The organism is Corallococcus sicarius (assembly GCF_003611735.1).
In the GTDB taxonomy this organism is placed as follows: domain Bacteria; phylum Myxococcota; class Myxococcia; order Myxococcales; family Myxococcaceae; genus Corallococcus; species Corallococcus sicarius.
In genome coordinates this window covers 1-13798 of the sequence record NZ_RAWG01000261.1, presented here as the reverse complement: position 1 = coordinate 13798, position 13798 = coordinate 1, and the positions used below count along the sequence as shown (strand labels likewise).

General features: G+C 70.5%; 9 protein-coding genes. 5 read left to right on the top strand and 4 right to left on the bottom strand.

Annotated elements, in window-relative coordinates:
* Positions 1-101: 101 nt before the first annotated feature.
* The 4 genes from D7X12_RS30815 (at position 102) to D7X12_RS30800 (ending at position 6098) form a co-directional block, all read left to right on the top strand.
* Positions 102-938, top strand: coding sequence for an MBL fold metallo-hydrolase (locus D7X12_RS30815; protein ID WP_120628821.1), 837 nt, complete (start codon positions 102-104; stop codon positions 936-938).
* Entirely contained in the window at positions 935-2539 is a 1605-nt protein-coding gene (locus D7X12_RS30810) for a sigma-54-dependent Fis family transcriptional regulator (RefSeq protein WP_120628820.1), read from the top strand. Before D7X12_RS30815 ends, D7X12_RS30810 begins: the two co-directional genes overlap by 4 nt.
* A gap of 206 nt (positions 2540-2745) precedes the next feature.
* Positions 2746-4170 carry a sugar porter family MFS transporter gene (locus D7X12_RS30805; protein ID WP_120628823.1) on the top strand — a complete coding sequence of 475 codons (1425 nt, stop codon included), beginning with the start codon at positions 2746-2748 and terminating at the stop codon, positions 4168-4170.
* 140 nt (positions 4171-4310) lie between these two features.
* Entirely contained in the window at positions 4311-6098 is a 1788-nt protein-coding gene (locus tag D7X12_RS30800; RefSeq protein ID WP_120628819.1) for a DUF4215 domain-containing protein, read from the top strand.
* 21 nt (positions 6099-6119) lie between these two features.
* Here D7X12_RS30800 and D7X12_RS45165 read toward each other — a convergent pair whose 3' ends face one another.
* The 4 genes from D7X12_RS45165 to D7X12_RS30780 all read right to left on the bottom strand — a co-directional run bounded on the left by D7X12_RS45165 (position 6120) and on the right by D7X12_RS30780 (position 12292).
* The gene (locus D7X12_RS45165) at positions 6120-7010 is read right to left on the bottom strand and encodes a hypothetical protein (RefSeq protein WP_120628822.1); all 891 of its coding nucleotides are present in this window, start codon (positions 7008-7010) and stop codon (positions 6120-6122) included.
* Between the two features lie 110 nt (positions 7011-7120).
* The gene (locus D7X12_RS30790) at positions 7121-9547 is read right to left on the bottom strand and encodes a serine/threonine-protein kinase (protein ID WP_120628818.1); all 2427 of its coding nucleotides are present in this window, start codon (positions 9545-9547) and stop codon (positions 7121-7123) included.
* Positions 9548-9558: 11 nt separating this feature from the next.
* Positions 9559-11232, bottom strand: a complete 1674-nt coding sequence (locus D7X12_RS30785) for an adenylate/guanylate cyclase domain-containing protein (RefSeq protein WP_120628817.1) — start codon at positions 11230-11232, stop codon at positions 9559-9561.
* 124 nt (positions 11233-11356) lie between these two features.
* Positions 11357-12292, bottom strand: a complete 936-nt coding sequence (locus D7X12_RS30780; protein WP_120628816.1) for a type II toxin-antitoxin system TacA family antitoxin — start codon at positions 12290-12292, stop codon at positions 11357-11359.
* Positions 12293-12364: 72 nt separating this feature from the next.
* Between D7X12_RS30780 and truD the strand changes: the two genes are divergently transcribed.
* Positions 12365-13798 (top strand): tRNA pseudouridine(13) synthase TruD (gene truD / locus D7X12_RS30775; protein WP_244224878.1); only part of this gene is annotated, 1434 nt, incomplete at its 3' end.

The following is a 13798-nucleotide window of genomic DNA, read 5'->3' as shown; positions in this document are numbered from 1 at the left end:
CACCCCCAGTGATTCCAGCCCCTTGGCCCTGGCACCGGACGTGCTCTGTCCCCCTCGTGTCAGGGCGCCCCCGGGGTGCCGGAAGCATCAGGAGGAACATCATGGAAATCCGGTTCTTTGGCGTTCGAGGCAGCATCGCGGTGTCGGGCTCGCGCATCGGTGGCAACACCGCGTGCGTGGAGGTGACGAGCCAGGGCGAGCGGCTGATCCTCGACGCGGGCACGGGCATCCGCACCCTGGGCGAGGTGATGATGCGCGAGGGCGCGCCCCAGAAGGTGACGATGTTCTTCTCGCACCTGCACTGGGACCACGTGCAGGGCTTCCCCTTCTTCACGCCCGCGTACCTGCCCACCACGTCGCTGACGCTGTACGGCCCGGGCGCCAACGGCGCGCAGGCGCTGGAGTCCACGCTGTCGCAGCAGATGCGCCCGCCGCAGTTCCCGGTGCCGCTGTCCACGATGCGCTCGAAGATGACCTTCAGCGCGGCGCTGCACGGCCAGACGGTGGAGGTGGGCCCGTTCAAGGTGACGCCCATCGACGTGCCGCACCCGGACGGGTGCATGGCCTATCGCGTGGAAGCGGACGGGCACTCGTTCGTCTACGCCACGGACGTGGAGTTGCCGGAGCGGCTCACGTCGGACGTGGCGCGCCACTTCGAGGGCGCGGACGCGCTGTGCCTGGACGCGCAGTACACGCCCGACGAGTACGAGGGGAAGAAGGGCATGTCCAAGAAGGGCTGGGGCCACTCGACGATGATGGACGCGGCCAAGGTGGCCAAGGACCTGCACGCCGGGCGGCTCTTCCTCTTCCACCATGACCCCGCGCACGCGGACGACCTGCTGGAGGACATGGCGCAGCAGGCGCGCGGCCTGTTCCCCTTCACCGAGCCCGCGCGCGAGGGCCAGCGGATGCTCCTGGGCCGCGCGGCGGGCGCATGAACCTGCCGAGCCCCGAGCCCTGCGCTACAGTGCAGGGCGAGCCCTTCACGCTGCCGCCGCTGCCCGCCGCCATGCCCCCGTCCCCGCCGGATGTCACGCAGGTCCTGCTCCCGTTCGGCGCGCTCGTCGGGCGCGAGGTGGACCTGGATGCCTTCCTCCAGACGCTGGTGGACCGCATCGCCATCACGCTCCAGGCGGACCGCGGCACGCTGTGGCTGTTGGACCCCGCGCGCCGCGAGCTGTTCAGCCGCGCGGCGCACCTGCCGGAGGTCGCGCAGATCCGCGTGAAGCTGGGCCAGGGCGTGGCCGGCTACGTGGCGGAGTCCGGCGAGCCCGTGCACGTGCCGGATCCGCGCGGCGAGCGCCGCTTCTTCGCGGACATCGACCGGATGACGGGCTACCGCACCATCAGCCTCGCCGCGGTGCCGCTGCGCGACGCGGCCGGCGCCGTGTACGGCGTGCTCCAGGTGCTCAACCGCCGGGGCGGTGGGCCCTTCACCGAGGACGACACCCAGCGGCTCACCGCCATCGCCGCCCAGGTGAGCACCGCGCTCCAGACGACGAGCCTCTACCAGGAACTCCAGCGCGCGAAGGATCAGCCGCAGGCCCCGGTGGGCTACTTCTTCAACCGCATCATCGGCGAGGCTCCGCCCCTCAAGGCCCTCTACCGCCTGGTGCAGAAGGCCGCGCCCACGGACGCCACGGTGCTGCTGCGCGGGGAGAGCGGCTGCGGCAAGGAGCTCTTCGCGCGCGCCATCCACGTCAACGGCCCCCGCCGCGACAAGCCCTTCGTGAAGGTGGACTGCGCGGCGCTGCCCGCGTCCCTCATCGAGAACGAGCTGTTCGGACATGAGAAGGGCGCCTTCACCGGCGCGGACCACCGCGTGCCCGGCAAGTTCGAGGCGGCCGACGGCGGCACGGTCTTCATCGACGAATTGGGGGAGCTGCCCCAGGCCGTGCAGGGCAAGCTGCTGCGCGTGCTGCAGGACCGCGAGTTCGAGCGCGTGGGCGGCACGCAGCCCGTCAAGGTGGACGTGCGCATCGTCGCGGCCACCCACCGCGACCTGCCCCGCATGGTGGCGGAAGGGAAGTTCCGCGAGGACCTCTACTACCGCATCAAGGTCGTGGAGCTGCTCCTGCCCCCGCTGCGCGAGCGCGGCGCGGAGGACATCGAGCGGCTCGCGCGCCACTTCATCGCCACCGCCGCCCGGCGCCACCGCCTCACCCCGCCGCGCCTGAGCGTCGCCGCACTGGAGCGCCTCAAGCGCTACCGCTGGCCCGGCAACGTGCGCGAGCTGGAGAACTGCATCGAGAGCGCCGTCGTGCTGTCGGAGGGGGAGATCCTGGAGGAGCACCTGCCCCTGCCCTCGCTCGACCGGGCGCCCTCCCCCGCGGCGCCCCTGCCTCCGGAAGCCCCGGCCTTGAAGGGCGCGGGTGAACCCCCGCTCCTGCTGCCGCTGGCCGAAGTGGAGCGCCAGCACATCCTGCGCGTGCTGGAGGCGGTGAAGGGCAACCGCACCGCGGCGGCGCGGACGCTGGAGATCGGCCGCAACACGCTGGCCCGCAAGCTCAAGGAGTACGGCCTGGCAGAAGAGGGCTGAGGGCGCGTCGCCTGTCCTGGCCGCACTCCGTCCCCCAGCGGGCAGACGGTCCAGCGATGCGGTGCCCGAGGGTGCCCTCCAACAGGGGCGAAGGCCACCTCTCCCATGGGCCGTTGTGCGAACCGCGAGGGCCGGACACCGGGAGGCAGGGACTGCGGCTCTCCGGGTTCCCCGTGCAGGACGTGCCCCTTGGGAAGGAGCACGTCATGGCGGATGTCCTCGATGCCCCGGCCGGCAGGCGCCCCACCGAGCAGCCGGAGACACATGCCGGCCGGATCATCATCATCTCCGTGGTGGCCGCGATCGGCGGCTTCCTCTTCGGCTTCGACACGGCCGTCATCAACGGCACCGTCGGCGCCCTTCAAGCGGAGTTCGCCGCGAGCAGCTGGGCGCTGGGCCTGACGGTGTCGTCCGCGTTGATCGGCTCGGCGATTGGCGCCTTCTCCGCGGGACACGTCGCGGACCGCCATGGCCGCACGCGCTCGATGATCGTCGCCTCCGTCATGTTCACCCTCAGCTCCCTGGGTTCCGGGTTCGCGTTCTCGCTGTGGGACCTGAGCTTCTGGCGGCTGGTGGGCGGCCTGGGCGTGGGCGCCGCGAGCGTCGTCGTGCCCGCGTACATCGCGGAGATCGCCCCGGCGCACCTGCGCGGGCGGCTCGCGTCGCTGCAACAGCTGGCCATCGTGGTGGGCATCTTCATGGCCCTGATGGGGGACTTCGCCATCGCGTGGGCGGCGGGCTCGGCTTCCAACCCGGGCTTGTTCGGCATCACCGCGTGGCGCTGGATGTTCTTCAGCGGCCTGCCGCCCGCCCTCCTCTACGGCCTGGGCGCGATCTTCATCCCCGAGTCCCCCCGCTACCTGGTGGCCAAGGGCCGTGAGCAGGAAGCCCTCACCGTCCTGCGCGACATCGAGGGGGACACCGCGCCCTCCAAGGTCGTGGAGATCCGCAACTCGCTGCGCGCCCACTACACGCCACGCCTGGCGGACCTGAAGGGCGGCCGGCTCGGCCTCCAGCCCATCGTGTGGATCGGCATCGTGCTCGCGATGCTCCAGCAGTTCGTGGGCATCAACGTCATCTTCTACTACTCCAGCGTCCTCTGGCAGGCGGTGGGCTTCTCCGAGCAGGACTCGCTGATCATCACCGTCATCACCAGCGTCACCAACATCGTCACCACCCTCGTCGCCATCGTCTTCGTGGACAGGCTGGGCCGCAAGCCACTGCTCATCATCGGCTCCGTCGGCATGGCGCTCACGCTGGGCCTGCTGGCGTACCTCTTCGGCACCGCGCCCCTGGACGCCGCGGGCAAGCCCGCGTTGCAGGGCGCCGCCGGCACGACGGCGCTCATCGCCGCCAACCTCTACGTCGTCTTCTTCGGCTTCTCGTGGGGCCCCGTCGTCTGGGTGCTCCTGGGCGAGATGTTCCCCAACCGCATCCGCGCCATCGCGCTGTCCGTCGCGGCCATGATGCAGTGGCTGGCCAACTTCGCCGTGTCGGCCACGTTCCCGTCGCTCAAGGCCCTCGGACTGGGCTGGGCCTACGGCCTGTATGCCGCCGCCGCCGTGTTCTCCGCCTTCTTCGCCGCCCGCTACATCAAGGAGACCAAGGGGCGAGAACTGGAGTCGATGTAGGCGCTTCAGCGAGGAAGAAAGGCAGGAAGTCCGCACAACCGTACAGGGGTACGGGCTTTCTGCATGTTCACGCGCCGCCTGGGTACAAAGGCACCTGTTCTCATTGACACCCGGGGGTACGGCCTTCCAGCATCCGTCGCATGCTGAAACATTCCTCCTCTCGCTTCAGATTCACGGGCCTCGTGCTCGCCTCGTTACTGCTCACACTGACGGCCTGCCCGGGTAGCGAGGACCCGGACGAGGACGGTGGCACCCCCGTCACGGACGCCGGCCCGGACGGAGGCCCTGTCGAAGGTCCCGCGGTCTGTGCCGACGGAAAGAAGCACTCCACCGAAGCCTGTGACGACGGCAACACCATCAGCGGTGACGGCTGCAAGAGCGACTGCACGCAGGTGGAGGACGGCTTCGAGTGTCCGACGCCGGGCAACAAGTGCGTGGTCGCGACGGCGTGCGGCAACGGCCTCGTGGAGCCGGGCGAAGTGACGGACGCCGGGGTGACGGGCGAGGTGTGCGACGACCGGAACAAGGCGGACGGCGACGGCTGCTCCGCGAACTGCAAGGTCGTTGAGCAGGGCTGGTCCTGCCCGTTCCAGGGTCAGCGCTGCCGGGCGGCCCAGTGTGGCGACTCCATCATCGCGGGCGAGGAGGAGTGCGAGGACGGCAACGCCGCCAAGGGCGACGGCTGCAGCGACATCTGCCGCCTGGAGCCGGGCTACAAGTGCGAGCCGGGCAAGCCGTGCGTCCGGACCACCTGCGGTGACAACAAGAAGGAAGGCACCGAGCAGTGCGACGACGGCAACAACGACATGGGCGACGGCTGCTCGCCGCTCTGCGTGCTGGAGCCCAAGTGCGTGAACGGCGCCTGCCAGGCCATCTGCGGCGACGGCGTCATCCTCCCGGGTGACACCACCGAGCAGTGCGATGACGGCAACGTCCGCGCCAACGACGGCTGCTCGAGCACGTGCAAGCTGGAGGAAGGCTTCGCCTGCACCCGCATCACCGAGTCCCCGCCGGCTTCCGTGGAGGTCCCCGTCGTCTACCGTGACTTCCGCGGCAAGAACCAGCCCGTCGGCGGCGCCTACCCCGCCACCACCCACCCGGACTTCGACGACGCCAACGGCGGGGAGACGGGCATCGTTGGCCCGCTGTACACCTCCACGCTCACCAACCTGAAGCCTACCTACGCCAAGGCCGGCGTCGCCTCCAACACCACCCACGGCAAGACGGCCTTCGACCAGTGGTACCGCGACGTCCCGGGCGTCAACAAGACGGTGGTCAGCACGCTGAAGCTGAACAAGCAGGGCACCGGCTCCTACGTGTTCGACAACCAGAGCTTCTTCCCGCTCGACGCCCTCGGCTGGGTGGCCTCGATGCAGGAGAACAAGCAGAACGACGGCAACGGCATCGCGCGCAACTTCAGCTTCACCAGCGAGGCGCGCTACTGGTTCGAGTTCAAGGGCACCGAGGTCCTGAGCTTCCGTGGTGACGACGACGTGTTCGTGTACATCAACGGCAAGCTCGCCCTGGACCTGGGCGGCGTCCACGGCCCGCTGGACGGCCAGGTGTCGCTGGCGAATGCCACCACCGTCAGTGACCTGGGGCTGGTGAAGGGCAAGATCTACGAGGTCGTCGTGTTCCAGGCGGAGCGCCACATCACGGGCTCCTCGTACAAGCTGACCCTGAACAACTTCGAGACCCAGCGCACCGAGTGCAAGTCCACCTGCGGCAACGGCGCCGTCGACGTGGGCGAGCAGTGCGACAAGGGCAACCTCAACGGGCCCGGCTACAACAAGTGCAGCCTCACCTGCATCTGGAACGCCCGCTGCGGCGACGGCGTCACCCAGTTCGACTTCGGTGAGACCTGCGACGACGCGAACACCAACGACCGCGACGGCTGCCGCAACACCTGCCAGGTGGACGTCGGCTGATGCTGTTCCCGTCCGGGCCCTTCAGAGGGTCCGGGCGAGCATGAAGACGGCGGCCAGGGACAGCGCCCCGGCCGCCGCGAAGTGCCTCCAGGCCCGGCGGGACAGCACCCCGCCGGTGCCCGTGGCCTCGCCCCCCAGCACCAGCAGCGCCGGACGCCCTCCGCGACCGCGCAGCTCGTAGGTGCCGTCGCGGGGCCCGCGCCGCAGCTCCCCCACCACCCAGCACGCCTCCCCCGGAGTGCCCACGCGCTCCCAGGACAGCGCCTCCGCGGGCGGACCCAGCAGCTCCGCCTTCGTGAGCGCGGGCGCCGCCACGCACCGGCGCACCTCCACCGGGGCCAGCAGCCCCGACGGCGCGAAGCCCACCGACGCCCGCGTGCGCTCCCCCCGGAGCATCAACACCGGCGAATAGGCGCGCTCGCGCGACAAGAGCGGCCCCTTGCGGCCGTGGGCGCCCACCGCGTGCACCGCCGCGTCGTAGAAGGCACACGGCACGCCGCCCGGCGACACCAGCGTCTCCGGGGACTCCAGCCGTCCCCGGTACACGCCGAAGCCCGGGGAGCGCCCCGCACGCAGGGCCGCCACCGCTTCGTCCAGGGGCACCGGCGCGGTGCCCAGCAGCGCCTCCGCCCGCAGCCGCACCCGCGCGCCCCGCGCCGACACCCCGGCGGCGAGCACCAGCAGCGCCCCGCCCACCGCCTTGACGAGCACGTCCGGTGAGACGAGCACCAGGGGCGCCCCTCGCAGCCACGGGACGAAGAGCACCAGCCCCAGGGACAGCGCCCCGAAGCCCGCGAGCAGCCAGTGCGGCATGGTCCGCGACGGCGTCCGTCCAATGGCGAACGCCGCCAGCAGCACCACGGCGAGGCCCGCCGCGCACGCCGGCACCCACAGGAGTCTCCCCAGGTCCATGCCCATGCTCACCCCCACCCGGGAGCCGGACGGCCCCGCGAACGCGGAGCCCGGCGGGAGCAAGATGGAAACGGGCCGGTGGGGCGGCAAGCCCCTCCCCGGGGGAGGGGCTACTCGGCGCCCGCGGCGACGCGGCGCACCGGCCGTGCCTGCAGCGGGCTCACCACCTTCAGGTCATCAAACGTGCACTTGAGGTTGCGGCACCCCAGCGCCAGCTTGCCCACGCGGCCCTCGAAGCCCGGGAGGATCTTGGTGGCGAAGCGCTTCTTGTTGAGGAAGGCGTCCACCCGCACGCCGTTCTTCTGCTTCTTGAGCTCCAGGCGCACCAGCAGCGGGCCATGCCGGGGCAGCGGCATCTCATCCCCGACGAGGTTGCGGGTGTCGTCGGCGCTGTTGCCCACCACTTCGCGCCCGTCCTCGGAGGAGATGTAGCGCCACGACAGGCGCATGCCCACGTCCGGGATGGCGAAGACGGACACCTGCACGTCACGGATGCGGAACGCCAGCTCGCCGAAGTGCTGCGCGTCCTCCTCCACGGAGAACTCCCGGCCCAGCGGCTTCACGTCCATCAGCACCTCCGCCGTGAAGTCGTCGCTGATGAAGTAGCGGTGGGCCAGGTAGGCGCGCGGCACCAGCCGGTTGCCGTCCGTCTCCATGCCGCCCTGCTCCACCTGCAGCTCGCCATCCTGCATGCGCCAGTTGCCGCTGTGGACGTTGAGCTCCTCGGTGCCCTGCTCGAACCCCACCTCCAGCGTGGAGGCCGTGCCGTTGCCGGTGGGCGGCGTGAGCTTGAGGCCGGCGAACACCTCGCCCTCCGTGTTGGGCGGCCAGTGCCCCTGCCCCGGCTTCACCTTCAGGCCCTGGGGGCCCAGGACGTACTTGTCGTCCTGGCCCAGGTGCAGGCTCACCGGCCCCACGAAGGCGCGCACCGCGAAGCCCAGGAGCGCCAGCCCCCCCACCACGGACAGGCCGGTGCGCACCCGGCCCCAGCCCGCGTGGAGCTTGTCCAGGATGACGGTCTCGGGCCTCGACACGCCCCGGCCCGTGTGCGCCAGGTCCGCGCGAGCCCGTGCCAGCTCCGACGCCGGCGCCACGTGCGGCGACGACGAGGACGACACCAGGGCCTCCAGCGCCTCGCACACCTCGCTCGCGGTGGCGTAGCGCGCCTCGCGGTCCGTCTCCAGCAGGCGCTCCACCACCGGATCCACGCGCGGGTCCAGGCCGCGCACGCGCTGGGACGGCAGCTTGAAGCGGCCCACGGGCAGCTCGCCGGTGAGCGCCTCGTACATCATCACGCCCAGCGAGAAGAGGTCCGCCCGGCCGTCCACGTTCTTCGCGTCCCGGCGCTGCTCCGGGGCCATGTAGTTGAGCGTGCCCATGGCCACCGCCGTGGCGGTGAGCTGCTTCTGGGAGTCCGGCTGGCGGATGCCCGCGAGCCCGAAGTCCGCCACCTTCGCGTGCTGCCGCCCGTCCAGCAGGATGTTCTCCGGCTTGAGGTCGCGGTGGATGATGTTCTTGTCGTGCGCGCACTCCACCGCGCGCGCCACCTGCAGCAGCACCTTCAGCGCCTGCTGGGGCGGCATCGGATCCGCGCCGCTCAGCGCGTGCCGCAGCGACTGGCCCTCCACGTACTCCATCACGAAGTAGTAGTGCTCGCCCGCCACGCCCCGGTCGATGATCTGCACGATGTTGGGGTGGCTCAGGGCCGCGAGCGCCGTGGCCTCCTTGTCGAAGCGCGACACGAACTCCGCGTCCTTCGCCAGCCGGGGCGGCAGCAGCTTCACCGCCACCGTGCGGCCCAGGGACTGCTGCCGCGCGAGCCACACCTCGCCCATGCCGCCGCGCCCCAGCACCTCCAGCAGCTCCAGGCCCGGAAGCTGGGGCTTCGCCCCCGACACCACCGTCTCCGCGTTCTCCACCTGGAAGCCGGTGTCCAGCGGGGGCCGGGGCTGACGGGCGGGCGCCGGCGGGCGCAGCACCGTGGCCTCGTCCTGGGCCGGGTCCCTGGGCTCCGGCTTCGACGACGGCAGCGCCACCCCGGACGTGTGCGCCCGCGGGCCCTCCTCCGCGGCCGGCGCGAGCGAAACCGGCGTCTCACCTTCACCCGACTTGCCCACGCCATCCGGTCTCAGGACGTTCATCGCAGTGCCCCCCGGGGACCCGGCAGCGGACTCCGCGCGCACGGCCTCAGGAGCCGGACCGGCCATGGCCGGGGCTCCCGAAGGTGCGTCGCTCGGCTCCGTCGCCTGTCCCACCCTGCTGTCCTCCCTGCCCACCCCAACACCGGCAGTGGCGGAAGGTGACATGGATTCCGGCGGATTTCCCACCGGGCGCGGCGTGAACGTCACCGCGACGCCTTCCTCTTCGACGCGGGCCGGCGGCCGGCTGAGCGACTGCTCGGCGGGCCGGATGCCGGACACGTCCGCGCGGCGGACCTCGAAGCGGATGCCGCAGCGGCACACCACCTTCTGGCCGCTCACGTACACCCGGGTGTCGTGCACCGTGCCGCAGTTGGGGCACGACTGCGTCGTGGTCATGGCGCGCACGCTCAGCGCACCTTGCGGGAGGTGGAGGTGGTCAGCTCCGCGCCATGCACGCGGAAGGTCTGCACGCCCTTCTCCTTGCCCTTCACCTGGAGCATGGGCAGCTCCTCCACGTCGAAGCCCGGCCCGGACTTGCGCACCGTCGCCTCCGACGCCAGCACCTCGCCGCTCTTGGCGATGCCGCACAGCCGCGACGCGGTGTTGACGGTGTCGCCAATGGCGGTGAACTCGTGCCGCTCCGCGCTGCCCATGTAGCCCACGACGGCCTGCCCCGTGTTGACGCCGATGCCCACTTCAATGGGCTTCTTGCCGTCCAGCACCCGCTGCCGGTTGAGCTCCGTGACGGCGTCCTGCATCTCCAGCGCCGCCCTCAGCGCCCGGGCCGGATCATCCGGATGCGACGAGGGCGGACCCCACACCGCCATCACGCAGTCCCCGATGAACTTGTCCAGGTTGCCCTCGTAGCGGAACACCACGTCCGCCATGGCGGTGAAGAAGCTGTTGAGCATCGACACCACCTCCTGCGGCGAGTCGCTCTCCGCCAGGGTGGTGAAGCCGCGGATGTCCGCGAACAGGCAGCTGACCTCCGCGAGCCGGCTCTGGCGCAGGTCCTCCGTGCCGCCGTTGATCACCGCGTCCGCCACCGCCTTGGACAGGAAGCGCGACAGCTCCGCGCGCGTCACCGCCTCGTTGCGGATCTGCTCCGCCAGGGCCGCGTTCTCCAGCGCGATGCCGGCCTGCGCGGCGATGCCGGACAGGATGGTCAGGTCCTTCTCCGAGAAGGCGTTGATCTGCTGCCGGCTGTCCAGGAACAGCACGGCCTGGATGTCGCCGTTCACCATCAGCGGCACCGCCATGGCGGAGCGGATGCCCTGCGCCACGATGCTCTCCGCGGCGGAGAAGCGCTCGTCGATGATGGCGTCCGCCGTCAGCACCGCCTTGCCCGTCTCCACCACGCGCTTGAGCACGGTGTCCGACAGCATGACGTTCACCTGCTTGCCCTGCCGGTGGTGCACCGCCGCCGGGATGAACTCCCCCTCCACCCCCACCTTCAGGATGACGCCGTGGTCGGCCGCGAGCAGCTCGAAGGCCACCTTCAGGATCTGCTCGAACAGGTCGGCCTGGTTGCCCTTGAGGCTCACCTGCCGGTGGAACTCGTGCGCGAGGCGCAGCTTCTCGTAGTCGCGGCGCAGCGCGGCGGTGTCCGTCACCTGATCAGACGGGCGGAAGTTCTGCGGCACCTGGTCCATCTGCGCCAGGAAGGCCGGCATGGAGACGGCGTTCGCCACCACCGTGACGCCCGGCAGCGTGGGCGGGTTGTTGCCCTGCCCCGGCGCGGCATCCCCGCTGTGGAAGACGAGCCGGGAGGAGCCCAGGGCGATCTCATCCCCGTCGCGCAGCCGCATCTCCCCCGTCACCCGGCGCCCGTTGACGAAGGTGCCGTTGGACGAGTTCAGGTCGCGCAGGACGAAGTCGCGCCCCACCTTCTCGATGGTGGCGTGCTCCTTGGACACTTCCCGGTCCACGAGCCTGAGCGTGTTGGACGGGTGGCGGCCGAGCGACGTCGTCGGGCCCAGGGGAAACTCCCCCAGCGTCCCGTCCGCGAACCGCCCCGTCAGGTGCGGCCCGCGCGGGTGCGACCCGGACCTGGGCGGGAATGGGGCGGGTGCCTGGTTCACGCGCGAATCCTCACCGGCCCGAACACTACCAGAGCCTTCTGCCCCAAAGGAACGCTCGCGTCCACCCCCCACGGGCTGGCCACCAACACCCTGCACGGCCGGTCAGTCCCCGGGGAGCCCCCGCTCATATCGAAGGCGGGGCCACCGTCCCCGGGGAAGCAGGCGCCGCCGACGCGGCGGGCTTGGGGCCGGGCGAGCGGAAGGCCAGCCCGATGGATGGCAGGAAGGTCATCCCACCGATGTCCCGCTTCGCCCCGAAGATGTTCGGCTTGCAGAAGACGTAGCCGCCCGTCATCTCGGCATAGATGTGGACGTAGCGGTACCCCAGCGCGATCCCCACCGTGGAGCCCACGAAGTGGCTCGACACCGTGGTGGGCAGGCTCACGTCGAAGCCCGTCACCGGCGCGCCCTGCTGGGAGAAGTCCACCAGCTCCGGATCCAGGCGGGTGTGGCTGTAGACGTACTTGGGGGCGCCGTAGAGCTTGAACACGTCGCCGTACTCCGCGCTCATGTACAGGGGCACCTCCACGTCCCAGCGGTTGAAGTCCCCCAACTGCACCACCTCCAGCACGTCCAGCACCGCCCCGGAGAACAGGTGCTTGGACACCCCCAGCCCCAGGGCCAGGTCATAGGAGCGGTTCCTGTCCTCGCCCCCGTGGGCCAGCCGCACCTTGCCGTCGAACCGCAGGGAATTGCCGCTGAAGCGCCCGCCCAGGTCCAGCCCGTCCAGCACGCCCACCCGCACCATCAGCTCCGGGTTGACGCCCGGCGGGGCCACCACCAGCGCGACCCCCGCGGTGAGCAGGCGCTGCTGGTCCTCCTCTGACAGCTCGTAGGCGCGCCCCTCTTCGATGGCGTCCTTCGCCTCCCGCCCCTGGTCGATGCCTACGTCCACCACCTGGGCGAAGGTCCCCACCGGCGCGAACACCCCCACGCTGCCCGTCACCTGGACCTGGCCGGGCGCCAGCGTCTTCGCCGTCTGCATCGTGGAAAGTGGGGTGGCACAGCCAGCGGTGAGGCCGGCGAGTCCCAGGAGCAGGAGGACGGGAAGAGGTCTCATGGGGTTGCAGGTTATGCCCATTTCGGGCGCGAACGCTTCATTCCGCGCGTCCACGCTGCTAAGGGGGCTGTCGTGCGAATCAAGCAAAAACCCGAGGACTTCTCCGTGAAGGAGTCCTACCGCTTCGACGAAGCCGCCAATGGGCGGCATCGTGTCTACCTCATGGACAAGCAGAAGCTGTCCACCTTTGACGCGGTCAACCGCCTCATTACGAAGTTCGGCTTGAAGCCGGGCTCCATCAGCTACTGCGGCCTGAAGGACAAGCAGGGCCGCACCGAACAGATCATCGCGGTGGACGGCGCGGACGTGGACATGCAGGAGCCCGACCTGCGCCTGAAGTTCCTGGGCCGCACGGACAAGGCGCTCTCCGCGCGCAACATCACGTCCAACCGCTTCTCCGTCACCGTGCGCGACCTGACGCACGACTCGCTGGCGCCGCTCAACCTGGCCACCGCCGAGGTCAACCGCCTGGGCGTCGTGAACTACTTCGACAGCCAGCGCTTCGGCGCGCTCAAGCACGGCCAGGGCTTCATCGCCAAGGACATCATCCGCGGCGACTTCGAAGCGGCGCTGCACAACTACTTCGCCCGCCCCTCGGAGCTGGATCGCACCGAGGACGCCAAGGTGAAGGGCTTCTGGCGCGACAACTGGGGCCGCTGGGACGCGCGCGTGCCCTTCGAGGGCGCGAAGAAGTACCACCGCATCCTGAAGAGCCTGCGCGACCAGCCGGGCGACTGGATGCGGGCCTTCCTGCAGATCGACTCGGACTACCGGGCGATGATCCTCTTCGAATACCAGAGCTACCTCTGGAACGAGGGCGTCCGGCGCTACCTCCAGTTGCTGCTGCCGCGCGAGCACATGTTCCCCATGCGCTACCAGGCCGGCACGCTGCTGCACTTCCGGGACGCGAGCCCGGAGGTCCTGGCCACGCTGCGCGAGGCGACGTTCCCGCTCGTCGGGCCGGACACCACCTTCAAGGATCCGAAGGTGGCGGAGGCCATGGCGTGGGTGCTGGGCAAGGAGAAGCTCCAGCTTGCCGACCTGCGCATCAAGAACGCGGAGCGGCTGCTGTACTTCAAGGAGGAGCAGCGCCCGCTCCTGATGTTCCCGCACAAGCTCGTCGTGGGCCGCACGCAGAACGACGACGTGAACCGCGGCGCCATCAAGGTCAACGTGGCCTTCACGCTGCCCCCGGGCGCGTACGCCACGCTCGTCGTCAAGCGCCTGTTCCACTTCGAGTACACGGAGGACACGAAGGAGGAGGTGCGCGCCTCGCAGCGCCCGCGCCTCGTGGCCACCGAGCGCGCCGAAGCCCACGTCGAAGAGGCCCAGCGCATCGCGCGTGAGACCGAAGGTCCGTCGCGCCACCGCGCGCTGGCGAGCCACGCCACCCGGGCCCCCGCCCGCGCCCCCGTCCCGTCATCGCGCGAACGCCCGGCTGAAGGCTTCCTTGATGTCGCCACCGCGCAGGAGCCCCTGCTCCAGCAACGCTGGGGACCAGGCCTG